Source organism: Pseudomonas sp. K2I15, assembly GCF_002204795.1.
Lineage (GTDB): Bacteria > Pseudomonadota > Gammaproteobacteria > Pseudomonadales > Pseudomonadaceae > Aquipseudomonas.
Genome location: NZ_NIXO01000018.1, coordinates 64787 through 88342, shown reverse-complemented (window position 1 = coordinate 88342; position 23556 = coordinate 64787). Strand labels below are relative to the sequence as shown.

The window sequence follows — 23556 nt, the reverse complement described above, 5'->3', positions numbered from 1 at the left end:
CAAAAGGCTCATGCGTGTACTGATTATTGAAGACGAAGAAAAAACCGCCGACTACCTGCACCGCGGCCTGACGGAGCAAGGCTATACCGTCGACGTCGCCCGTGAAGGCGTCGAGGGTTTGCACCTGGCCCTGGAGAACGATTACGCGGTGATCGTGCTCGACGTGATGCTGCCCGGCCTGGATGGTTTTGGCGTATTGCGCGCGCTGCGAGCGCGCAAGCAGACGCCGGTGATCATGCTCACCGCCCGCGAGCGCGTGGAGGACCGCATTCGCGGCCTGCGTGAAGGTGCAGACGATTACCTCGGCAAGCCATTCTCGTTCCTTGAACTGGTGGCGCGCCTGCAAGCCCTGACCCGCCGCAGCGGCGGGCATGAGCCGGTGCAGGTGACCATCGCCGACCTGTGGATCGACCTGATCAGCCGCAAGGCCAGTCGCAACGGCATTCGCCTGGACCTGACCGCCAAGGAGTTCTCGCTGCTCAGCGTATTGGCGCGGCGCCAGGGTGAAATCCTGTCCAAGACCTCGATTGCAGAAATGGTCTGGGACATCAATTTCGACAGCGATGCCAACGTGGTGGAAGTGGCGATCAAGCGCTTGCGGGCCAAGCTCGACGGGCCGTTTGAACAGAAGCTGCTGCACACCATTCGCGGCATGGGTTACGTGCTGGAGAACCGCAGTGTCGGCTAATTCCATCGCCCTGCGCCTGAGTGGCATGTTCACGTTGGTGGCGCTGCTGATCTTCCTGTTGATCGGCGGCGCGCTGTATCAGCAGGTGGATAAAGGCCTGGGCTTGCTGCCCGGCGCTGAGCTGGATGCGCGTTATAGCGTGCTGGAGTCTTCGGTGAATCGCTTTGGCACGCCGGACCACTGGGAGAAAATCACCGCCAAGCTCAAGCTGCTGGGGCAGGAAGACAAGCGCATCCGCTTCTGGGTGGTGAGCAGCGATCCCACCTACGAATACGGCAACCCGGACGCACAGATTCGCGCCTTCGCCGCAGGCCCGACGGGCAAGCGTGACTTGCGCCTGCCGGGTCAGGCTTACCCGTTCAAAGTGCTGGTCAGCCAGTTTCCGGCCAAGGACCAGCGCCCGCCGCTGCGCTTCTTGATCGCGGTCGACACCGAAAATTTCCGTACCACGCAACACCAACTGCTGGTGGCGCTGATCAGCCTGGCGTTTGTCGGCGTAGTGTTGGCGTCGCTGCTGGGGTTCTGGGTGGCGCGTATCGGCCTCAAGCCGCTGATCAAGCTGTCGGATGAGGCGCAGAAACTCGCGCCGCCGAAACTCTCGGGGCGCCTGCAATTGTCGCCGTTGCCGCCGGAGCTGAAGCAGTTCGTCAATTCCTTCAACTCAACCCTGGAGCGGGTGGAACAGGCGTATTCGCGCCTGGAGTCATTCAACGCCGATGTGGCCCATGAGCTGCGCTCGCCCCTGACCAACCTGATCGGCCAGACCCAGGTGGCGCTGACCCGTGGGCGTTCGGCAGAACATTATTTCGAGGTGCTGCAATCGAACCTCGAAGAGCTGGAGCGGCTGCGTTCGATCATCAATGACATGCTGTTCTTGGCCAGCGCCGACCAGGGCAGCAAGGCCACCAAACTGATCACCAGTTCACTGGCTGATGAAGTGGCGACCACCCTGGATTACCTGGACTTCATCCTGGAAGACGCCCAGGTGCAGGTGCAGGTGAGCGGCGATGCCCAAGTACAGATCGAGAAGGCGCACCTGCGTCGGGCGCTGATCAATCTGTTGAGCAATGCGGTGCAGCACACCGCGCCTGGGCAGGTGATCGAGGTGAAGATCGATGTGCTCGAGGATCACGTGTCGATCGGGGTGACCAACCCGGGCGAACGGATTGCCAGCGAGCATTTGCCCCGGCTGTTTGAGCGGTTTTATCGGGTGGATGCGTCCCGCAGTAATAGCGGGGCGAATCACGGGCTGGGGCTGGCGATCGTCAAGGCCATCGCGTTGATGCACGGCGGGGATGTGTTTGTGCGCAGTGAGGGCGGCGGCAATACTTTTGGCATTACGCTGCCGGTGTAGCGGGGTGCGTGCCTGTCCGTGTGCACGCTTCAACCAGCATCAGTTGCTCAGCCGGGCCCCGCCCAAACTGCCACTTAGCTCATAGGCCGCTAATTCCGCCTGATGCGCGGCCATGATCTCCGGCAAGGAGCTGCGCAGGTATTCCACCCACGTCTTGATCTTCGCATCCAGGTATTGGCGCGAAGGGTAGATGGCGTACAGGTTCAGTTCCTGGGAGCGGTAGTTGGGCATCACCCGCACCAACGTCCCGCTACGCAGCCCTTCAATCGCCGCATACACCGGCAACAGGCCAACGCCCATGCCGCTGGTGATTGCGGTTTTCATCGCATCGGCCGAGTTCACCAGGAACGGTGAGCTGTTGATGGCGACGCTCTCCTGGCCTTCAGGGCCGTTGAACGACCATTTATCCAGCTGAATCACCGGGCTTACCAGGCGCAAACACGCGTGGTTGAGCAGGTCGCTGGGCCGTTGCGCACAGCCATTGGCCTTGACGTAAGCCGGTGACGCACAGGCGATGCTGTAGGTTATCCCCAGCCGTTGCGAGACAAACCCCGAATCCGGCAGCTCGCTGGCCAGCACGATGGACACGTCGTAGCCCTCGTCCAGCAAGTCCGGCACGCGGTTGGCCATGGTCAGGTCAAAGGTCACGTCCGGGTGGGTGCGGCGGTAGCGGGCAATCGCATCGATCACGAAGTGCTGGCCGATGCCGGTCATGGTGTGCACTTTCAGCTGGCCGGAGGGGCGCGCATGGGCATCGCTGGCCTCGGCTTCGGCTTCCTCGACATACGCCAGGATTTGCTCACAGCGCAACAAATAGCGCTTGCCGGCCTCGGTCAGGGCGATGCGGCGGGTGGTGCGGTTGAGCAAACGGGTTTGCAGATGGGCCTCAAGGTTGGAGACCGCGCGCGAGATGTTGGCGGTGGTGGTGTCCAGTTGTGCGGCGGCGGCGGTGAAGCTGCCGGCTTCGGCTACGCAACTGAAGGCGCGCATGTTTTGCAAGGTGTCCATGGGGTGCTCTCTGGGAGATGGCAAATTGTGACACGAAGTTTCTTTTTTTTGCAGAGCGAATAATGAACCTACCAAAAGATTATCGCCTGAACTGTAACAAAGATTCACAAGAATCCCACCTTATCGCCATCCGGCCCGCCCCTTAGAATTGCGCCACCTTCCCCGCAACACCCTCTCAGGAATTCGCAGCAGTGCCGCGTCGCATCAGCAGAGAGCTGAAGACTCTCAGTGTTTGGGCCTTATCGTTAGCAATCAGCGGCTGCATCGGAACCGGGGGAATTGCCCCTCAAGGCCAGTCACTCGTCGCCAATGCATTGGCCACCGACGAAGCGATCAAAACCGCTGCCCAGGACGCCCACTGGCCCACCGCGCAATGGTGGCAAGCCTACGGCGACCCGCAACTCAACCACTGGATCGACCTCGCCGTGCAAGGCAGCCCGAGCATGGCCATGGCCGCCGCTCGCGTGCGTGAAGCCCGGGCCATGGCTGGCATCGCCGAATCGGCCGAGTCGTTGCAGGTCAATGGTGACGCCACGCTCAAGCGCCACAACTGGCCCAGCGACCAATTTTACGGCCCGGGCGCCCTGGACAATTCCACCACCTGGGACAACAACGCTTCCCTGGGCTTCAGTTATGCCCTCGACCTCTGGGGCCGCGAAAGCAATGCCACCGAACGTGCCGTGGACCTGGCCCACATGAGCGCCGCCGAAGCGCGTCAGGCCCAGCTCGAATTGCAAAACAACGTGGTGCGCGCCTATATCCAGTTCTCATTGCACTTCGCCCAGCGCAATATCGTGGCCGCCACCCTGGCCCAGCAACAGCAGATCCTCGACCTTGCGCAAAAGCGCCTGAATGGCGGGATCGGCACCCACTTTGAAGTCAGCCAGGCCGAGACACCGTTGCCGCAAACCCATCGGCAACTGGACGCCCTGGATGAAGAGATCGCCCTGAGCCGCAACCAGTTGGCTGCGCTGGCGGGCAAAGGGCCGGGGGAGGGCGCGCAATTGCAGCGGCCCACCTTGTCCCTTGGTGCACCGCTTAAGTTGCCTTCTAGCTTGCCCGCCGAACTGCTCGGCCAGCGCCCGGACGTGGTCGCCAGCCGCTGGCAAGTAGCGGCCCAGGCCCGCGGTATTGATGTGGCCCACGCCGGTTTCTACCCCAACGTCGACCTGGTGGGCAGCCTCGGCTACGTCGCCACCGGCGGCGGTATGCTCAGTTTCCTGACCGGTAAGAAGCTCAACTACACCGCAGGCCCCGCCATCAACCTGCCGATCTTCGACGGCGGCCGTTTGCGCTCGCAACTGGGGGAAGCCAGCGCCGGCTACGACATCGCCGTGGCGCACTACAACCAGACGCTGGTCAACGCGCTCAAGGGCATCAGCGACCAGTTGATCCGCCGCGAGTCGATGGACAAGCAACAGGCCTTCGCCGCCGAATCGGTGGCCTCGGCGCAGAAAACCTACGACATAGCGATGATTGCCTACCAGCGCGGCCTCACCGACTACCTCAATGTGCTGAATGCCCAGAGCCTGTTGTTCCGCCAGCAGCAGGTGCAGCAACAGGTCCAGGCCGCACGCCTGAGTGCCCACGCCGAACTGGTGACCGCATTGGGCGGTGGCCTCGGCGCCGGCAGCGACGTGCCCCAGGACAGCAAGACTCTACCGAGCAAGACCCCGGCGGCCCTCGCCGTGTTTGATCACTGAGTAGGATGCGATGACTCCCTTGCCTGCACCGCTGCGCTGGTTGCACTCCCTTGAGTGGCGCCGTGGTTTTTTCGATTGGGCACGCAGCGACGGCGTGACCTGGGTTTATATCTTCAAGGTGCTGATCGCGGCCTTCCTGACGCTGTGGCTGGCCATGCGACTGGAGTTGCCGCAGCCACGCACCGCGATGATCACCGTATTTATCGTGATGCAGCCGCAAAGCGGCCAGGTATTCGCCAAGAGTTTTTACCGCTTCCTGGGCACCCTGGCAGGCTCGGCGGTGATGGTGTTGCTGATCGCCTTGTTCGCGCAGAACACCGAACTGTTCCTCGGCTCGTTGGCGATCTGGGTCGGTATCTGTACCGCTGGCGCAACGCGTAATCGCAACTTTCGCGCCTACGGTTTTGTGCTGGCTGGCTACACCGCTGCGATGGTCGGGCTGCCGGCCCTGGCCCATCCAGACGGCGCCTTTATGGCTGCAGTGTGGCGGGTGCTGGAAATTTCCCTGGGGATTCTTTGCTCCACACTGGTCAGCGCCGCGATCCTGCCGCAAACCTCCAGCGCCGCGATGCGCAACGCCTTGTACCAGCGCTTTGGTGTGTTCGCGCTATTCGTTACCGATGGCCTGCGCGGTCGTAGCGAGCGCGAAGGGTTCGAAAGCAGCAACGTGCGCTTTATCGCCGAAGCCGTGGGCCTGGAAGGGCTGCGCAGCATCACCGTGTTCGAAGACCCGCACATGCGTCGACGCAATGGCCGGCTGACGCGCTTGAACAGCGAGTTCATGGGCATCACCACCCGCTTCAACGCCTTGCACCAATTACTCGAACGCCTGCGCAGCCAAGCGGCCGATCATGTGGTGGCCGCTATCAAACCCGGCTTGCAAGACCTTGCGCAATTGCTCGATGGCTTCTCCGGCCGCGCCCTTACCAGCCCCGACGCGGCGCGTCTGGTCGGCCAACTCACCGCTTACAAAGAAGGCCTGCCCGCCAAGGTCCGCAGCCTGCGCGCGAGCTTCCAGGAAAGCGCCCCCAGTGACGCCGAACTGCTGGATTTTCACACCGCCTACGAGCTGCTGTACCGCTTCGTCGACGACCTGCACAACTACGCCCAGACCCACGCGTCCCTGGCCGACCACAGCCACGCGCGCGAACACTGGGACGAACCCTACACCCCCAAAACCAACTGGCTGGCCTGCGCCGCCTCGGGGATTCGCGCCTCGTTCATCCTGATCGTCCTCGGCAGTTACTGGGTCGCCACCGCATGGCCCAGCGGCGCCACCATGACCCTGATCGCCGCCGCCACGGTGGGCTTGTCCGCCGCCACGCCCAACCCCAAACGCATGGCGTTTCAAATGGCCTGCGGCACGTTGATCGGGGCGCTGGTGGGCTTTGTCGAAATGTTCTTCGTATTCCCCTGGATCGACGGTTTCCCGCTGCTGTGCGTGATGCTCGCCCCGGTGATCATCTTCGGCGCATTCCTGGCCTCGCGTCCGCAGTACGCAGGCGTCGGCGTCGGGTTGCTGATCTTCTTCAGCACCGGCTCGGTGCCGGACAACCTGACGATCTACAACCCCTACACCTTCATCAACGACTACATCGCCATGGTCATCGGCATGCTGGTGTGTGCGGCGGCGGGCGCGATCATCCTGCCGCCCAACAGCCGCTGGTTGTGGCGCCGGCTGGAGCAGGACTTGCGCGAGCAAGTGGTGTTCGCCATCAGCGGCAAGCTCAAGGGCCTGGCGTCAGGTTTCGAAAGCCGCACCCGCGACCTGCTGCACCAGGCCTATGGTTTTGCCGCCGGGCAACCGCAGGTGCAACGCAATCTGCTGCGCTGGATGTTCGTGGTGCTGGAAGTCGGCCACGCGATTATCGAGTTGCGCAAGGAACAGGCGATCTTGCCGGTGCACCCGGCGTATGCCGAGTCCCAGCCGTGGCGCCAGGCGATCCGGGTGATGGGCCGTTCGTTGGTGCGCCTGTTCCTGCAACCCAGCGCCAGCAACCTGGAGCGCAGCCTGATCGCCGTCGACCATGCCATCAGCCGGGTGCAGGCCACCGACGAACCCTTCGCCCCGCACTTCGACACCTCGGCCCTGCGCCGGGTGAAAAGCTACCTGCACTTTATCCGCACCTCACTGCTGGACCCGCAATCACCCCTGGCTGCCCTCAAGCCCGAAGGACCCGCTCATGCCTCGTGAAATCGCCTTCCACGGCGTCTACATGCCCACCCTGACCCTGATGTTTTTTATCGCGGCGGGATTGGCCTGGGCCCTCGACCGCTTCCTGGCCGGCTTTGACCTGTACCGTTTTTTCTGGCACCCGGCGCTGTTGCGCCTGAGCCTGTTCGCTTGCTTGTTCGGCGCCCTGGCGCTGACCGTCTACCGTTGAGAATGCCCTGATGAAAAAGTTTTTCAGCCTGCTCGCGACCTTGCTGGTACTGGCCCTGGCGATCTGGATTGGCCGCACGCTGTGGGTGCAATACATGGAAACCCCATGGACCCGCGATGGCCGCGTGCGCGCGGACATCATCAACGTCGCCGCCGATGTCACGGGCGAGGTGGTCAACGTGCCGGTGCGTGACAACCAGTTGGTGAAAAAGGGCGACCTGCTGATGCAGATCGACCCCGAGCACTACCAGATCGCGGTCAAGCAGGCGCAGTCGCTGGTGGCGTCGCGCAAGGCCACCTGGGAGATGCGCAAGGTCAACGCCCACCGCCGCGCCGACCTCGACGCCCTGGTGATCTCCAAGGAAAACCGTGACGACGCCAGTAACATTGCCGACTCGGCCCTGGCCGATTACCAACACGCCTTGGCGCAACTGGAAGCGGCCGAACTGAACCTCAAGCGCACCCAGGTGCTGGCGGCGGTGGACGGCTACGTCACCAACCTCAACGTGCACCGTGGCGACTACGCACGCATTGGCGAGGCGAAGATGGCGGTGGTGGATATGAACTCGTTCTGGGTCTATGGCTTTTTTGAAGAAACCAAGCTGCCCCACGTGAAAGTCGGCGACAAGGCCGACATGCAGTTGATGAGCGGCGAAACCCTCAAGGGCCATGTGGAAAGCATCTCGCGCGGGATCTACGACCGTGACAACCCGGAAAGCCGCGAACTGATTGCCGATGTGAACCCGACCTTCAACTGGGTGCGCCTGGCCCAGCGGGTGCCGGTGCGGATTCACATCGATGAAGTGCCGGAGGGTGTGCTGTTGGCGGCGGGCATAACCTGCACAGTGATCGTTAACCAAACACAGAACTAAATGTGGGAGCGGGCTTGCTCGCGAAGGCAGTTTGTCAGTCAACGAAAATATCGACTGATCCACCGTATTCGCGAGCAAGCCCGCTCCCACATTTTGACCGCGTCAGGTCTGTAAAAACGTTTCGTGCAAGTGGCGCCACAGCAGGGCGCCACTGGCCTGCTTTTCAAACACCACGGTCGAACGCCGATCTGTTTGTGCACCGCTGCCATCCACCTGCTGCTCGCGATAACTCACCGTCGCGCCACGGGCATGTCGGTCAATCCCGGTAAATTCGCTGAGGCTGATCTTGAACCCGGGCCGCTTGCCGCCCGCCTGGCTGAACAGCTGCTTGAGCATCGCAAAGTCCAGTTGTTTGCCGGCCGGGGTGATCATGGAAAAGTCCGGCGAAAAACGCCCCAACAAAACCTGCAGTGTTCCCTCGGGTGCAGTCCCGGCAAACCATTGTTCGATCTCGACATGGGCCTGGATCACTTCATCAAAAAAATCGCGGTAATCAATCACAAGGCGCCATCCAATCCAAAACGTTTCTTCAATATCCATTCCAGCAAACCCTTGGGCAACAACGCCGCCATCCACGGCAACGCGTGGCAACCATTACCCGAGCGCAACAGGCGTGGCGGCGTAGTCTGTTGCACGGCCTTGAGCACGTCCGCCGCAAACTGGCTGGCGGGCGTAGGCCGGTCCTGGGAGGCCTTGGCCCGGGCGCGGATGCTTTCGCGCAGTGGCCACCAGGGCGATTGCTCATTGATCAACAACTCGGCCTGGGTGCCGGCGTTTTTCGCAAAGCTCGTATCAATGGCCCCCGGCTGCACCTCCATCACGCGCACACCAAACGGTGCCAGCTCCATGCGCAACGCATCACTCAAGGCCTGCACCGCCGCTTTCGAGGCGCAGTACGCACCGGCAAACGGGGTGACCAGCACACCCGAGACACTGCCGATGTTCACCACCAACCCTTTGCGCTGGCGCAGGGCAGGGAACAGCGCCTGGGTCACCCCAACCACGGAAAACACGTTGGTCTCGAACTGCTGCTGCATCGCCTGGGTGCCGCCGTCGAGCAGCGGGCCCATGGCGCCGTAGCCGGCGTTGTTGATCAGTACATCCAACTCGCCGATCTGCCCGGCCAATTGCGCCAGTGCAGCGCTGTCGTTGACATCCAGTTGCACGGCGTTGAAGCCGGCGGTGCTGAGTGCCGTCACATCGTCGGTGCGCCGGGCACTGGCCCACACCTCAAAACCGGCGTGCTTGAAGGTATCTGCCAGGGCACGGCCAATGCCACTGGAACACCCGGTGATGAGTACGTTGGGCATGGATCAGTCCTTTGTCGTGATTAGTCGGAGAAGCTGCCTTGCAAATGCTCGGCGCGAAATTCCAGAGTTTGTGGGCGGTAGCCGGGGCGCAGCGGCGGCACCGGCAGGCAGTCTTCCCAGGTGGCGCCGGCTTGCAACTCGCCGGGGCCGCGGTAGCGTGGGGCAGCGTACACGTTGTCGGCCAGGTTGATCGTATCGCCCGGCGCATAGGCGGCGACGCGCCAGCGCAGTTCGGTCAGCGGTACGCTGTTACCGTTGTTCAGGGTGAGTTTGAGCGGTCGGTCGGCCGGGCATTCTTTAGGGGCGTAGACGGTGCGCAGCTCCAGGCGTGCCAATTGTTGGGCCTCGCGGTTGTCCAGCCACACCACCGATACCGCCACCAGGCCCAAGCCGACGGCGGCTGCCAGAGAAACCGGAAAGGCCTTGGCCGGGTAGCGCAGCAGGAGGATCAGCCAGGTGATAATCAGCAAGACACCAAAGAACATGGCAACAACCTCGAAAACGGAACGAGCATCCTAACTAAGCGTAGGTGGAGTTGACCATCTTCGGGTTCCGCAGGCTCAAAGAAAAAGCCCCCGACCCACCGGCTGCGGATAGGGGACGCAGTCGGTGGGACGGGGGCTTCTTGTGCCGCTCTGTTTACTGCGCGATGGTTTTCACCGACACGCCGCGCTCGATCGGCGTAGACCGACCGTAGATATCTTCAAAGCGCTCGATATCGTCTTCACCCAGGTAGCTGCCGGACTGCACCTCGATAATCTCCAATGGAATCTTGCCCGGGTTACGCAAGCGGTGCACCGAGGCAATCGGGATGTAGGTGGACTGGTTTTCGGTGAGCAGGAACACGTTCTCGTCACAGGTGACTTCGGCGGTGCCGCTGACCACAATCCAGTGTTCGGCGCGGTGGTGATGCATCTGCAGCGACAGGCACGCGCCCGGCTTGACCGAGATGTGCTTGACCTGGAAGCGGCCGCCCATGTCCACCGAGTCATACGAGCCCCACGGACGGTACACCTCGCAGTGGTTCTGGGTTTCGCTGCGGCCCTGTTCGTTGAGGGTGTTGACCATCTGCTTGACGCCCTGGACCTTGTCCTTGTGGGCAATCATCATCGCGTCCTTGGTTTCCACCACCACGATGTTTTCCAGGCCGATCACCGACACCAGTTTGCCGTTGCCGTGGATCATGCAGTTGCGGCTGTCCTGGATCACCACGTCGCCCTTGCTGACGTTGCCGTTGGCGTCTTTTTCATTCACGTCCCACAGCGACGCCCAGCAACCTACGTCGCTCCAGCCGGCGGTCAATGGCACTACGCAGGCCAGTTGGGTTTTTTCCATCACGGCGTAATCGATGGAATTGTCCGGGCAGCAGGCAAAAGTGGATTCGTCGATGTCGATGGTGTCGTCGGTGTGGTTGCTGCGTTCCAGGGTCAGCAGGCAGGTGTCGTAGATGTCCGGGTCGTGCTTTTTCAGCTCTTCCAGGAAGCGGCTGGCGCGGAACAGGAACATGCCGCTGTTCCAGAAATAGCCACCGCTTTTGACGAACTCGGCGGCGCGTTTTTCGTCCGGCTTTTCAACGAACTGCTGCACGCGGCTGACGCCTTCGGGCAGCAGCGAATCGTTGGTCGACTTGATGTAGCCGTAGCCGGTTTCCGGACGGGTTGCCGGTACGCCGAACAGCACCATCTCGCCGCGCTCGGCCGCCACGGTGGCCAGGGCCAGGGCGCGTTGCAGGGCTTTCTGGTCCTCCAGTACGTGGTCGGCCGGCAGCACCAGCATCAGCTCGTCACGGCCTTCGTTGACCAGCATCATCGCGGTCAGGGCCACGGCCGGCGCGGTGTTGCGGCCGAACGGTTCCATCAGGATGCGCTGGGTTTCCAGTTTACGGGCGGCCAGTTGCTCGTTGACGATAAAGCGGTGGTCCTTGTTGCAGACCACGATGGGTGCGTCCATGCCGTCGAATACCAAGCGCTCCAGGGTTTGCTGGAACAAGGTGTGCTCGCCGGTCAGGGCCAGGAACTGCTTGGGAAACTGTTTGCGCGAAAGCGGCCAAAGACGTGAGCCGCTACCACCGGAAAGGATTACTGGGATCATGGTGTTTCTCCTTGAATCAATATGGGTTAGAGCCACGAGCGTTCTGTCGTTTCACTCTTGTTTTTGTCCGGGGCCGGGCTGGCCGCCTATTCCTGTAGGAGAGAGCTTGCTCGCGAAAAACCTGAGAGCGCCGCGATAAACCAGGGGCGCAGCGTCATCGTTAACGTTCTTCGCGAGCACGCTTGCTCCTACAGCGGTTGCGGCCAGTCCGGGAAATAGTTAGCGAGTCGACACGGGGCGTTTCACCCACACTGGCGACAAGTTGGCGCCGGTGCCGGTGACGTACAGCACTGCTGCCTCACCACGCTCCAGGGCCACTGGTTTTACGTCGCCGACTTTCTTGTCGCCTTCATACAGCGCCAGGCTGACCTTCACCGGGTTGATCTCGCGCTCGCCACGGCCCTTGGCAGCCACGGCCTGGACCACGTCGGTCTTGCCGTCGGCGGTTTTCAGGGTCAGCGACTTGTCACTGAGGTTCTGCACGCGCACCAGGGATTTCTGCTTGTTCTTGAACGGCGGTTCTTCGATCAGTTGCGGCTGGCCGCTGCCACTGCTGACCAGGGTGTAGTAATGATCGGCGGCGAGCTTGACCGGCAGCGTCTGGCTGCCGACCTTGGCGCTGTAGTCACCGCCCGGCATGAAGCTGAAGTCACTGCTGGCCAGCGGTGCAACCTCGTTGAGGTTGGTGCTGCCGACGGTGGCGCTGACTTCCTGGTTGCTGGCGTTGTACACCCGCACAAAGCTGGAGCCTTTTGGCGCGACAGGGCCGTAGAGGGCCGCGTCGCCACCGGCGAAGGCGGACATCGAAATAACGCTCATGCCGGCAACCAGTGCAAAAGTCTTGGCGAGACGGCGAGGATTAGTAGTGAAAGTCATGTGAGTTACCTCTCTTTCAGTTTTGCGCCCGGTCGGGCGTCTCGGAGTTTTGGGTATTAATTGGAGTTTTAACTGGGGTGTTCAGGGCCATGTTTTGTTGGCGCGTACCGGCTTGTTTGAGCTGCGCAACCCACTGCGGGTCGGCGTCGCCGATTTCGTTGTTCACAGGCAGATAACGTTCAGGAAACTCCCAGATCAGCACCTGGGGCGGGCTGTTCTTGAAGTCGTCGCTTTTCAGGTAGCTGAGCATCGGCAGGATCGGGCCGTGGCCGTCTTCGGAGTAGTTGATGACGTCGCTGCCCAGGGCTTGCTTCAGCGCGCCGACAAAATTCCAGTTCGGGTTGGCGCTGTAGCTGGTGCCCACCAGGGCCACCGGGGTTTCGCTGTCGGCGAACAGCGCGTCGTCGCCCTTGGTTTCAGCCAGGCGCGTCACGCGTTTTTGCAGTGGCTCCTTGGGCGGCATCAGGTTTTCGAACAGCGGGTCCAGTGGCAGGAACAGGCGCAGGTCGCCCTTGTGTGGCTCGGTTGTCTCGGCTTCGGTGACGAAGCGTTGAGGCTCGCCGCTCAGGGGCGTTTTATTGGCAATTGTCTTGGCCAGCTCTTTGGCCGCCACTTCAGCGCCGTCCGGGGTCCAGTGGGTGTCAGTGCGCAGGAACACTTGCTGGCCGTGCAGCTTGGCCTGTTGCAGCGGGCCCATCAGGTCGGGAGCGATGATCTTGTCGGCGGCCATGCGGGCATGGAAGTCCTGATAGAGACCGGCGTGAATGCTCGCAGGCTGTACTTCACCCACGTGCTCCGGGTACAGGCGCACTTTGGCCGGCACAATCGCCATCACCAGTTGGATGCCTTGGGCCTTGAGCTTCTGGCGCACGCCTTCCACCAGGGCGTAGTTGCCTTGCAGGTTCTGGTCTTCGTTGACGATGGGGTTGAATTCCTCGTCGCTGTACAACCAGTGATCGCGGCCAATCACCACGCCAGGGCGGCCTTCATTGAACAGCTTGTAGTCCAGCGCTGCCCAGAGGTTGGTGCCCAGGCGCTTGATCGGGAACTGGTCGTCGTAATGGGTCTCGATGGCCTTGGTCCAGCGACCGTTGAGCACAGTGGCGTCGGCGTTGGTGCTGAAGCCGAAAAAACTGCGCATCGACCAGGCGCCCAAAGCCAGCAGCACGGCCATGAACAAGGCGATATAGAGGACGCGTAATGAACGGGTCATGGTCGGCTCCCTCAGAACTGGAAGTAAAGGAACGGCGAGAAGCTCTGCGCCGAAAGTTTGAGAATCGATGCCACGAACAACAGCAGTACGGCGGCGCGCATGGCGTAGCGTGGCCAGGTGGCGGTCCAGTAGGCCGGTTGCACGGTGGCCTCGGTGCCAACGGTGTAGCCGGGCTCATGGATGCTGCCCGGGTTGTCGCCCGGTACGGCCTTGATCAAGCCAGGTTGAGCAGTGGCCGGGCCGTCGGCCTGGGTGTTGACCGCAGGCTTGGTTTTTTCCGGTGGACGGTTGCTGTAGAAGTCGCGCAAACCGAAGAACGCCAGGGTTGCGTACGCCACCACCAGGGTTGCCACCTGCAGGCCGGTGAGGCTGGCGCGGTTGAGTTCCGACAGCGACCACTCGCCAAAGCTGAACATCGCGCCGTACATGCGGCCGGCGACGTGCAGGTTTTCCGAGCGGAAGATCACCCAGCCCATCACCACCAGCAGGAACGTCAGGGCCCAGCGAACCGGGTTGAAGCTGCGTGGCGAGGTGTTGAGGCCGATGGCTTTTTCAATCGCCAGCCACATGCCGTGCCAGGCACCCCACACGATGTAGGTGATGTTTGCACCGTGCCACAGGCCACCGAGCAGCATGGTCAGGAACAGGTTGCGGTAGGTGGTCAGCGTGCCTTTACGGTTGCCGCCCAGGGTGATGTACAGGTAGTCACGCAGCCAGGTGGACAGGCTGATGTGCCAGCGGCGCCAGAACTCGGTGATCGACTGGCTGATGTACGGCTGCTTGAAGTTTTCCATGAAGCGGAAACCCATCATCAAGCCCAGGCCGATGGCCATGTCGCTGTAGCCGGAGAAGTCGAAGTACAGCTGCGCGGTGTAGGCCAGCGCGCCGAGCCACGCGTCACCCGTCGTAGGGTTTTGCAGGGCAAAGCAATGGTCGGCGACCACCGCCAGGGTGTCGGCGATGAACACCTTCTTGATGAAACCCTGCATGAACCGCGTGCAGCCCTCGGAGAATTTATCGAGGGTGTGGGTGCGGTTGTTGAACTGGTCGGCCAAGTCGCGAAAGCGCAATACGGGGCCGGCAATCAGGTGCGGGAAGATCGCCACGAACGCCGCAAAGTCGATCAGGTTGCGGGTGGCCGGGGTGTCGCCGCGGTACACGTCGATGATGTAGCTGATGGACTCGAAGATGTAGAACGAGATCCCGATCGGCAACAGCACGTGGGTCAGGATGAAGGGCTCAAGGCCTGCCGACTTCATCATCAGGTTGATGCTGTCGACGCCGAAGTTGGCGTACTTGAAGTAGCCGAGGATGCACAGGTCGACCGCCACGCCCAACAGCAGCCAGCGCTGGGCCGGCTTGGTGCGCACGCCTGCCGCACCGACCTTGAGGCCGATCCAGTAGTTCCACAGCGTCACGGCGGCGAACAGCGCCAGGAAGTCCACTCGCCACCAGGCGTAGAACACATAGCTGGCAATCAGCAGCAGCAGATTGCGATAGCGTTGCCCGCTCAAGTAGTACAAGCCGAGGAAGATCGGCAAGAACAAAAACAGGAACACATTGGACGAGAAAACCATCCCGATCTCTCCATGTTTAACCAACAGTCAAGGGCCAACGGCCCCCCCAAACCCCCCACGGAAATACGCAGAGAGCGGTACTACATTCCTACTGACGAAACCGGCTCAAATTGTGGGAGCGGGCTTGCTCGCGAATGCGGTGTGTCATTCAACACAGAGGGCGACTGTTACACCGCCTTCGCGAGCAAGCCCGCTCCCACATTTGAATTGCGTTTCGTCAGGAGCCTTTGTTGCCTTTCTCGTGCGCCGGGTCGAAGACCTTGGTCAGGTCACCCCCGAGGCGGAACGTCTTGAACGGTTGCATCCCGTGCTTGCGCTCGATCACATCCGGCGCGCAGGTGTAGAGCGTGCAGAACGGTTCGAGCCAGGCAAATTTCATGTCCTCCTTGAGGTCTTTCATGTCTTGCTCTTTGCCGTTCTTCTTCTCGAAGATTTCCGGGTCTTTCACCCCGGCCAGCACGTTGTCACCCAGGCGTTTGAGTGCACCGTTGTTTTCCTGGCGCAGGTCCACGCCGTTCACCAGCGCAAAACTGGCGATCATTGCCAGCGGCGGCAGGGCGTAGTTGTGGTACGACAAGGCCCGTTGCTGGCGCTTCAATTCGTTTGGCAGGAAGCCCTGGGCATCGACCTGATTGGCACCGACCTTGTATTCCTTCACAGCCCAATCAAACAGGTCGCGACGGTTGGTGGCGATGGAGGTCGCCATCACCGACCAGGCGGCCCAGTAGGAGTGGTTGTTGGTTTTTTCCAGCGGCAGGTTGTCCCAGTCGCTCACTACCTGGTCGGCCATTTTGCTGAACCAGGCTTCAATCAACTGCGACTCTTGCTGGTGGTTGGCCAGCGGGTGGGAGTCGGAGAACTTCAGGCGCACATAGGCTGAAGCCATGCTGCCCAGCGCCCATTTGCGCATGGACTTGCCGGTGTGGTTGAAGTCCTTGGACATCAACGCATCCGCCTTGGCCCAGCTGGTGAGCCAGTTCAGGGTGCATTCCAGCTGTTCCGGGCGACCGTCACGCATGAACTGCATCACGCGTTTGCTGGTGTCTTTTTCCAGCTTGGTGATGTCGGCGGTGCTGTCACGAAAGGCTTTTTCGGACTGCACATTCAGGGTAGAACGCGCCTTGTCCGAGCCTTCGTACTTGCTGCGAAATTGCAGCGAACCGGTGTAGGGCGCCGGCATGGCGTCGCAGTCATTCTTGAAGTCGCCGGTCTTGAACGCCTCAATCGGTGCGAAGTAACCCTGGGGCGGACGCAGTGGTGCGGCGGCGTTAACGGAGCCGGCGAAGATCGCCATCCCCAGTAATGTTGGAATCAATAGCTTCTGCATAAGTAACCTCATTGCCCGGCGGAAGCGGTCTGTTGACCACCCGCCGGGAATACGTTGCGTGTGCAAATTTTCGCTTCGACTTTCTGCGCGGCAGCGCCCGCTTCAGGGCCCTGCACTTCCACGGCCAGCAGATTTTGCGTGGCCCAGTCTTCATCGGTGCGCAGTTCAAAGGCGAAACGCCCGTCTGTATCGGATGTTTCGGGTTTGTCGATCTTGATGTCCTCGTGGCGCCCGTTCATGTACCAGAGGGTGGCTTGCAGGGTTTTCACCGAAGGGTCGGCGAAGCGGATGTCGACCTGGTGGCTGGAATTGCGCAGGTCTTTGTTCGAACTGTTAACCAGCAATTCGTTCTTGCCGGGTTTCAACGTGGTGCTGGCACTCATCTGGGCGGTCTTGCCTTCACAGCCGTTGTCGAGCAGCGACATCATCTGGCGGTAGATGGTTTCCTGGTCCAGGCGATACAGCGGCGAGAATTCCCAAATCAAAATCTTCGGCGGGGTCTTCTGGAATTCGTCGCTGCCCAGGTACTGGATCATCGAGCCTTCCAGGCCACCGCCGGGGAAGGCGACGTTGAGAATGTCGGCACCGATTTCCTGTTCCAGGAAGCCGGCGAAGTTGTAGTTCTTGCCGCTGTGGCTGGTGCCCACGAGGGTGATCTGCGGGTTGCCGGAATCACCGAACAGGTCGCCGTCTGCCGCCTCGCCCTTGGGCTCGGTGGTGAACTGGTCCATGTACTGGATCGCGTAGCTGGTGCCGCACAGTTGCCCGGCCATGTTGTGCAGGGTGCCGGTCTTGCCCATGCGCCCGGACCGCTTGGTCTCGAATTCGCGCTTGGGAATATCGGCAAATTCAGGCATTGCGCGCACTTTGGCGCCGACGATTTTGGCGGTGCGCTGGGCGCCGTATGGCGTCCAGTGTTGGTCGCCACGGAAGTAGAAATCGTGGGCCGGCAATTCATCCGGCAGTTGCTCGTTGGTTAATGGCGAGAGGTCCGGCACTACGTAACCCATCTTGGCGAAGCGCCCGAGCATGGTCTTGTAATTGCCCAGGGCCTTGTCGAAATCGAACTTGGCTTTCTCTTCAGGATTGAGCTTGTTGCGATTCACCAAACCACGGGTCGGTTGGTAGACCACGACCAGTTCAACGCCCTTGCTCTTGAACGCATCGTGCAACTGTTGCATGCGTTTGTAGCCGGCGGGGCTGGTGTCGAATTCGGTGCGCAGGTCTTCCTGGGTCCGGAACAACCAGTCGCCCTGGGCTTGTACCAGGGTGGTGAAGTTTTGCTGGTAGCGCGTGGTGTAGTTCTTCGCGTCGTGGGCGGCCGGGCACAGGCTGCAGCACGGTTCGGCGCTGAATTTCGGCGCCTGCACTTCGTCGGCGCGCACGCCCTGGCTGGCCGCGAGCAGGCCGAGGGTCAAACCCGAAAGGCTGAGCAGTTTGATCATGTGTGGGTGCATAAAGGTCATCCTCAGTCCTGCATTTCGGTCTGGCGTTCGACAGGGTCGATCAGCACGGCTTTCTTCTGGCGTACCAGCAAGTCGAGAATCTCTTCCTGGCGATCGCCGAGAACGCCCGAGAAGCTGATGCCACTGGATTTGGTCGGCGCAAGCATCGACACGCGATACAGCTCGACGCTCAAGGGCGAGTCGATGGACAGCGGCCCGCTGCCGTTGGCGGCCAGCTCACCGCCGACCACGATCAGCGAGACCTTGGTGTCGAACGGGTCGAGGGCGATGTCGCGGTCGGTGTCGGTCAAATCCTTGATGTGGCCGTACACACCGGTCAGGCCGTTGGCCATGGCGACGTTCTCGTACAGGCGAATGTTCACGCTGTTACGTATGCGGATGCCGTGGCGACGGTTGCTGATCACCTTGTTGCCCCACAGCAGGTTATCGCCGCTCTCATAGAGGGTGATGCCGTCGGTGTGGTTGCGGTAGATCTCGTTGTCGGCGATCAGGTTGTTGACACTGTTACGGTCGATCACCAGGCCCGAGAGCTTGTTGTCGAAGCTGCGGTTATTGAAGATGAAGCTGTCGTTCACTTCCCGTGAAATGATGATGCCGTGCTTCTTCTTCGTGCCGTAGACGGTGTTGTCGGTGATGATCAGGCCATGTGAACGGTCGTGGGGGTCAATGCCGTAGACGATGTTGTCTTTGTAGGTATTGCCCTTGAGCACAAAGCCGGTGGTTTCGTAGCAGTAGAAGCCGTACCACATGTCCGAGAACTCAGAGTCGACGATCCAGCCCGTCGGCTCGGGGCGCTTGAGCACCTTGGCCATGTTCGGCGTGTACTGGGAAATACTCACACCATAAGACTTACTGTTGGCGTAGCCGAAGCTGGCCATCTTGCTGTTGGCAATGTACGTCTCGGTGCCACCCCAGGCCAGCAGGAACGGACGGAATTCATTGGGCGACTGGAAGGTCGCCGGGCCGTTGGTCTTCTCGCGCCAGCCGGTAATTTTGGTGTCGCGCACAAACAGTTGGCCGTCGTTGATCAGGAACGAACCGGCTTCCTGGGACAGGCGCAACTCTTGGGTCTGCTTGTCGATTTCGAGGATGCCTTTACGGCCCACCACGATCGGCAACTTGGCCAGGAACACACCCGGCGAAGTTTCGCTGAAGTACTGCTTGGGCACTTTCTTCAGCAGGTCCTTGAGGTTCATGTAGCCGTCATCGACAAAGATCGCCTGGGGAATGCCGTGCTGGCGCACCACCCATTCAGCCATCTTGTTGTCGCCGCCGATGAAGTCCTTCAGGGCGTCTTCCTGCATCATCCGGCGGATGCTGACTTTGCCGGGTTTGGTACGCACGATCTTCTTCGCGATATTCGCTGCGGTGTAGCCGGACACGTCCGGCAGCGCGGGCTTGGCCATCTCCAGCGGCTCGGTCGGCGGGCTGGTGATGGTGTAGGTCTTGGCCTGTTGCAGCTCTTTGGCGATGGTCGGCGCCTTGACCTGCTGCGCGACATCGGCGAAGGCCGAAGTGCTGGCCAGCAGCATGGCTGCGACCAGCAGGCTGACCGAGCCTTTGAGGGCTTGAGGGTTCATTGCGCAGGCTCCCATCAGAACTTCCAGATCACGTCGACAAAGGCGCGATGCATGTACGAGTCGACTTGGCTGCCATAGGCGTCGCCCGGTTTGAACACGCCTGCACGGAAGCGCACCAGGGCCGACGGTTCGTCGATCGACTGGCTGAGCCCGGCCGGCAGCAGGCCTTTCTTGAAGTACTTGGTGACCACCAGGTCCATCTCCTGGCCCAGGTCTTTCTTGCCATCTTCAAGCGGCAGGGAAGTGCTGGACAGGATCGCGCCGGTCACGTCGTCGGTGTTGTTCTGCACGGCATCGATGCCGTTGCTGCCGACCGCCTTGTTGCCGTCGACGCGCCAGAACTTGTGGTACACAAGGCTTGCGTCATAGTCCTCGCGCAGCTGCCAGGAACCGAACAGGCTCATGGACTGCATGTTGTTCATTTCGCCGCGAAACGCTTCGCCGAAACGGTGGACGCGGGACTGGGTGCCGGTCCAGTTCGAACGGTTGCTTTGCAGGCCGTTCTGCTCGTATTCGGCACTCGCGCGGGAGTAGGCGGCGCCCACTTGCCACTGCGGGTCGAGGCGCAGGCGCACACCGAGGTCGGTGGCCCAGCCATTCACGTCATCGCTGCGCTTGGCAGTGGTGGGGCGGGTGCCGTCGGCGTTCAAGGCGTTGACCGTGTCGCGGTCGCCCTGCATGCCGGTGACGCTGGCCCAGTAGTTGACGGTGTTGGTATTGCGCCAGTTGTAGGCGTCGCTGTTGGCTTCGATGCCGAGCCAGGTCAGGTCGCCGTTCTCGCGTTTGTCCAGCGAGTCGGTGGCCACGCCCGGTTCCGGGAAGTCGAGCTTGCCGTCGTCATGGGTGTGGTGAGCGCGCAGGCCGATCCACTGGCCTGGCGTCCACTGATAGGCGGCGTCGGCGTAAAGGTGCTGACGGTCCTTGTCCTTGGGCGACAGTTCCTTGAGGTCGGTGCGGTATTCGCTGAAACGCTCGGCGACGCCGACATTGGCCTTGAGCAAGGTGGTGTCGAAGGTCCAGTTCAGCGCTTCGATATTGGTGTCGCGCCATTGGCCGTCGTCATTGCGCAGGCGTTGGCGACCGAGCTTTAGGATCTCGCCGGGGTAGGGCGTGAAGCCGCCGTAGGCAACCCAGAACTCGCGCATCGCCAAGTAGTTTTTCTTACTCTTGCGGTCGTCATTGCTGGTCTGTTGGGTGGCGTCATCCGAGGACTGTTGCAGGGTGTCGGTCTCGATGATGTCGCTGGAGGTCACGGCCTGGCCCATGGCGTAGGCGCTCCAGTTGCCGCTCTCGCCGTAGATCCATGGGCGCAGGTCAAGGCCGATGCCGTTGACGTCGCCGCCTTTTTGGGTGCCCAGGTCGCGGTCATCTTCGGACTGGCCGGTAACTTTGACTTCCAGGCCGAAGTTCTTGGCTTCGGTCAGCGCGGCCAGGGTCGGGCACGACCACAGCAGGGCGAAGGTCAGGCCGATGCCGGCCTTGACGAATGGATTGAGCTTCATAGGGATTCCTCGCCGTCTTCTTCTTGCAGGGCGTGCAATTGCAGCGTGCTTTGGGCCAGGGTGCCGCGCACGGCCAGTTCCTGTTGCACCAGGCGTTGGCCCTCGGCGCGTTGTTCTGGCGTCAGCGGGGCTTCGAGCTGGGTCGCCAGGTCGTTGGCTTCCGGCGTGTCCTGGGCCTTGGCCAACTGGCTGAAGACATAGGCGTTAAGCGGGTCGGGCTTGGTGCCCTTGCCTTGGGAAAACAGTTGGGCGATCGCGAAGTCGGCGCTGTTCTGGCCGTTGCGTGCAGCGGTCAGCAGATGGTCCAGGGCCTTTTGCGAATAGACCTTGCCCAGGTAGCCACGGCGGTAGATCTGGCCGAGGTAGTAATCGGCAGCCACTTCGCGGCCGACGGCTTTCTGGAAATGCGCTTCGGCGGCCTGGGCATCCGCCGGGACCCACTTGCCTTCGTAGTAGAGCTTGCCCAGCAACAGTTCGGCGCGGGGCTGGTCGGCGGCGCGGCCGTTGTCGAGGTACTTCATCATCTGGTCGACGTCGCCCAGTTCCGGGAAGTCGTAGAGCAGTTGCGCCAGGCTGACCCAGGACGCCGGGTAGCCAGGGGCGATTTTTTCCAGCAGGGCTTGCGCGGTTTTTTCGTCGGTCTTGCCCAGGGTTGCATCACCCAGTACGCGAGCGACGCTGTCGACCCGTTGGGCGGTGACGGTGCCACGGCTGTAGCCTGCTTCCATCTGTTTGAGCAGCTCGGCCTGTTTTTCTGGCTGGGCTTTTTTCTGGTAGACCGTGGCCAACTCGACATAGCAAATATCGGTGGTGTTCAGCGCGGCCTTGCAGATGCTTTCCACTTCATCCAGATGCTGGTCGTAGGTGTCCTGGGTGCGGTACAGCAGCACCTGGGCCAGGCCCGCCTCCGGGTAACCCGAGGCGCGCCATTTGCTGATTTGCTGCTGGGCGTTGATGTTCGGGAAACTGTGCGGGTATTGCAGGTACAGCATCGCCAGCGGGATCAGGGTGTTGCCTTCGCCATTGGCAAAGGCTTTTTTCAGCAGGCCTTCGGCTTCGTGGTGCTCGGCCTCAGTGGCGCCCGGCTTGGCCACCAGCAAGCGGCCCAAGCGCGCCTGGGCGCGGGGTGAGGTATCAGCGGCCGCGCGATACGTCGCTTCGGCCTGCTTGATTTGCTCGGGGTCGCGGGTGCCGACCTGGATATCCGCCAGGCCCACCTGGGCCTCGCTGTAGCCCAGGTCTGCCAGTTGCTGGTAGTTCTGCTGCGCGGTGACCGTGTCGCCACGCTTCAAGGCTTCGTTGGCCAGGCGTTGGTCGGGCAGGCCGGCGCAACCGGCGAGGGCGATGGCCAGCGCCAATGGAACCGGCAGGGATCGAAGGGCGCTCATGGTTAAAGACCTGCAGCCATGGCTTTGTCGATCAGCCAGTTCAGGGATGGGCCACGGTCGCTGGTCACTTCAACCGGGCGACCGGCGTAGGTGCTGTCCAGCGGGGCGTCGGGTTTGATCTGCACACGGATGTCGGAGGACATTTCGGTGCTGTTGAGGCTGGTGCTGCTGACGATGGTGCCGGTGCGCACCTGCTCTTCATCCGCCACCTGGAAGTTCACACGGGTACCCGGGCGAACGTCGGCAAACTGGCGATAGGAGAAGCGGGCATCAACGTTGGCCTGGCTGCCGCGTGGCACCAGTTGGAAGATCACGTCGCCCTTGCTTGCGTACTGACCGTCGGCGACCAATTGCTGGGCCACGACGCAGTCGCACGGGGAGGTGAGGGTGCCGGTCATTTGCTTGCCGAACAGCTCTTCAACCTTGGCCGGTTGCAACTGGTCTTCGTCCAGATGGCCCTTGAGCACATCGAGCATGCTGGTGCTGAACGTCGCCAGTGGCGCGCCCTTGGCGGCTACCGCATCGCCTTTGATCAGGCTCTGCACGGTGCCATCGCGAGGCATGGTCACGTTCATCCCGGGCACGCTCACCAGGCCGGAGGTGGCGTGGCTGACGAAGTACATGCCGTACACCGATTTGACGACGAAGCCGAATGCCGCCAGGCCCACCAGGAAGATCGCCAGGCTGAAGGTGACAGCCCGCAGGCGGCCTATGGCGCTCATGTTGCTGCCGCCGTCCTTGACCTTGCGCGCCTTGGTGAAGTTGTCGCGTTGCAGGGTTGCCAGCACGTCGCCCATGGTCACGATGTCGCCGGACAAGTGCGAGGTGATCAGGTGGCGCAGGGTGGAGATGTCTTGAGCGTCGAGGTTCTGGAACTGGCAACCGGTGCGGCCGGTCTGGCGGTCGTAGGAGCGAATCTGCAGCTCGACGTCCATCGCCAGGCCCAGGTTATCGATCACGAACTGCAAGCGACCCTTGTGCACGTCGCCGACTTTCAGCGGCTGTTGCGGGGCGTTGAACGCCAGGCCGCCTGCGGACAGGTCGATGACGCGTACTTCCATCGGCGTGTGGTCGGCGCCGAAAAAGCGTAGCTTGGCCGGGATTTTTACCCGGGCGTGTTGGCGCTGGGCTTCGGACTCGTGGACAACGTTGGCGTTTACTGGAGAATTCATTGGGCTATTCATCAGGTGTAGTTCCTAGTTAATTCAGGCTTGGCAG

The 23556-nt window shown here is 61.5% G+C and carries 20 protein-coding genes and 1 pseudogene; 6 read left to right on the top strand and 15 right to left on the bottom strand.

What is annotated here, in order from left to right; translation table 11 throughout:
- Nucleotides 1–10 precede the first annotated feature (10 nt).
- Both CEC48_RS13455 and CEC48_RS13450 read left to right on the top strand, forming a co-directional pair.
- The gene (locus CEC48_RS13455; protein WP_088424198.1) at nt 11–688 is read left to right on the top strand and encodes a heavy metal response regulator transcription factor; all 678 of its coding nucleotides are present in this window, start codon (nt 11–13) and stop codon (nt 686–688) included.
- On the top strand, nt 678–2042 hold the full coding sequence (locus CEC48_RS13450; protein WP_088424197.1) for a heavy metal sensor histidine kinase: 1365 nt from the start codon (nt 678–680) through the stop codon (nt 2040–2042). The genes CEC48_RS13455 and CEC48_RS13450 overlap by 11 nt, the downstream gene beginning before the upstream one ends.
- Nucleotides 2043–2081: 39 nt before the next feature.
- On the opposite strand, the gene CEC48_RS13445 is transcribed toward CEC48_RS13450, so the two are convergent.
- Complete coding sequence (locus CEC48_RS13445) at nt 2082–3050, bottom strand: LysR family transcriptional regulator (RefSeq protein WP_088424196.1); 969 nt, start codon at nt 3048–3050, stop codon at nt 2082–2084.
- Between the two features lie 191 nt (nt 3051–3241).
- Here CEC48_RS13445 and CEC48_RS13440 point away from each other — a divergent pair, with 191 nt between their 5' ends.
- Genes CEC48_RS13440 through CEC48_RS13425 form a run of 4 tightly spaced genes read left to right on the top strand, consistent with a single transcriptional unit; the run spans nt 3242 to nt 8008 of the window.
- The gene (locus tag CEC48_RS13440) at nt 3242–4753 is read left to right on the top strand and encodes an efflux transporter outer membrane subunit (RefSeq protein WP_088424195.1); all 1512 of its coding nucleotides are present in this window, start codon (nt 3242–3244) and stop codon (nt 4751–4753) included.
- A 10-nt stretch (nt 4754–4763) separates the two neighbouring features.
- On the top strand, nt 4764–6947 hold the full coding sequence (locus tag CEC48_RS13435) for an FUSC family protein (protein ID WP_088424194.1): 2184 nt from the start codon (nt 4764–4766) through the stop codon (nt 6945–6947).
- Nucleotides 6937–7137, top strand: a complete 201-nt coding sequence (locus tag CEC48_RS13430) for a DUF1656 domain-containing protein (protein WP_088424193.1) — start codon at nt 6937–6939, stop codon at nt 7135–7137. The genes CEC48_RS13435 and CEC48_RS13430 overlap by 11 nt, the downstream gene beginning before the upstream one ends.
- A gap of 10 nt (nt 7138–7147) precedes the next feature.
- A complete protein-coding gene (locus tag CEC48_RS13425; protein WP_088424192.1) occupies nt 7148–8008 on the top strand; it encodes an HlyD family secretion protein in 861 nt (286 codons plus the stop codon).
- 102 nt (nt 8009–8110) lie between these two features.
- Here the strand turns inward: CEC48_RS13425 and CEC48_RS13420 are convergent, their stop codons facing one another.
- The 14 genes and pseudogenes from CEC48_RS13420 to CEC48_RS13360 form a co-directional block, all read right to left on the bottom strand.
- Entirely contained in the window at nt 8111–8509 is a 399-nt protein-coding gene (locus tag CEC48_RS13420; RefSeq protein WP_088424191.1) for a DUF4440 domain-containing protein, read from the bottom strand.
- Nucleotides 8506–9318, bottom strand: coding sequence for an SDR family oxidoreductase (locus CEC48_RS13415; RefSeq protein WP_088424190.1), 813 nt, complete (start codon nt 9316–9318; stop codon nt 8506–8508). Before CEC48_RS13415 ends, CEC48_RS13420 begins: the two co-directional genes overlap by 4 nt.
- Nucleotides 9319–9338: 20 nt before the next feature.
- A complete protein-coding gene (locus CEC48_RS13410) occupies nt 9339–9803 on the bottom strand; it encodes a multidrug transporter (protein WP_088424189.1) in 465 nt (154 codons plus the stop codon).
- A gap of 154 nt (nt 9804–9957) precedes the next feature.
- The gene (locus CEC48_RS13405; protein ID WP_088424188.1) at nt 9958–11409 is read right to left on the bottom strand and encodes a mannose-1-phosphate guanylyltransferase/mannose-6-phosphate isomerase; all 1452 of its coding nucleotides are present in this window, start codon (nt 11407–11409) and stop codon (nt 9958–9960) included.
- Between the two features lie 93 nt (nt 11410–11502).
- Nucleotides 11503–11589 (bottom strand): annotated as a pseudogene (locus CEC48_RS31840) (outer membrane lipoprotein carrier protein LolA); the annotation flags it as partial.
- Nucleotides 11590–11628: 39 nt separating this feature from the next.
- Entirely contained in the window at nt 11629–12285 is a 657-nt protein-coding gene (locus CEC48_RS13400; protein WP_088424187.1) for an alginate O-acetyltransferase AlgF, read from the bottom strand.
- 16 nt (nt 12286–12301) lie between these two features.
- The gene (locus CEC48_RS13395) at nt 12302–13498 is read right to left on the bottom strand and encodes an alginate O-acetyltransferase (protein WP_088424186.1); all 1197 of its coding nucleotides are present in this window, start codon (nt 13496–13498) and stop codon (nt 12302–12304) included.
- Nucleotides 13499–13509: 11 nt separating this feature from the next.
- A complete protein-coding gene (locus CEC48_RS13390; RefSeq protein WP_088424185.1) occupies nt 13510–15075 on the bottom strand; it encodes an MBOAT family protein in 1566 nt (521 codons plus the stop codon).
- Nucleotides 15076–15292: 217 nt separating this feature from the next.
- Nucleotides 15293–16402, bottom strand: coding sequence for a mannuronate-specific alginate lyase (locus CEC48_RS13385; RefSeq protein ID WP_088424184.1), 1110 nt, complete (start codon nt 16400–16402; stop codon nt 15293–15295).
- 8 nt (nt 16403–16410) lie between these two features.
- Nucleotides 16411–17859, bottom strand: a complete 1449-nt coding sequence (locus CEC48_RS13380; RefSeq protein WP_088424212.1) for an alginate O-acetyltransferase — start codon at nt 17857–17859, stop codon at nt 16411–16413.
- An 11-nt stretch (nt 17860–17870) separates the two neighbouring features.
- Entirely contained in the window at nt 17871–19463 is a 1593-nt protein-coding gene (gene algG / locus CEC48_RS13375) for a mannuronan 5-epimerase AlgG (protein ID WP_088424183.1), read from the bottom strand.
- A complete protein-coding gene (locus tag CEC48_RS13370) occupies nt 19463–20950 on the bottom strand; it encodes an alginate export family protein (RefSeq protein ID WP_088424182.1) in 1488 nt (495 codons plus the stop codon). The genes algG and CEC48_RS13370 overlap by 1 nt, the downstream gene beginning before the upstream one ends.
- Nucleotides 20947–22338, bottom strand: a complete 1392-nt coding sequence (algK, locus tag CEC48_RS13365; RefSeq protein WP_088424181.1) for an alginate biosynthesis TPR repeat lipoprotein AlgK — start codon at nt 22336–22338, stop codon at nt 20947–20949. The genes CEC48_RS13370 and algK overlap by 4 nt, the downstream gene beginning before the upstream one ends.
- A 2-nt stretch (nt 22339–22340) precedes the next feature.
- Entirely contained in the window at nt 22341–23510 is a 1170-nt protein-coding gene (locus CEC48_RS13360) for an alginate biosynthesis protein Alg44 (protein WP_088424180.1), read from the bottom strand.
- Nucleotides 23511–23556: the final 46 nt, after the last annotated feature.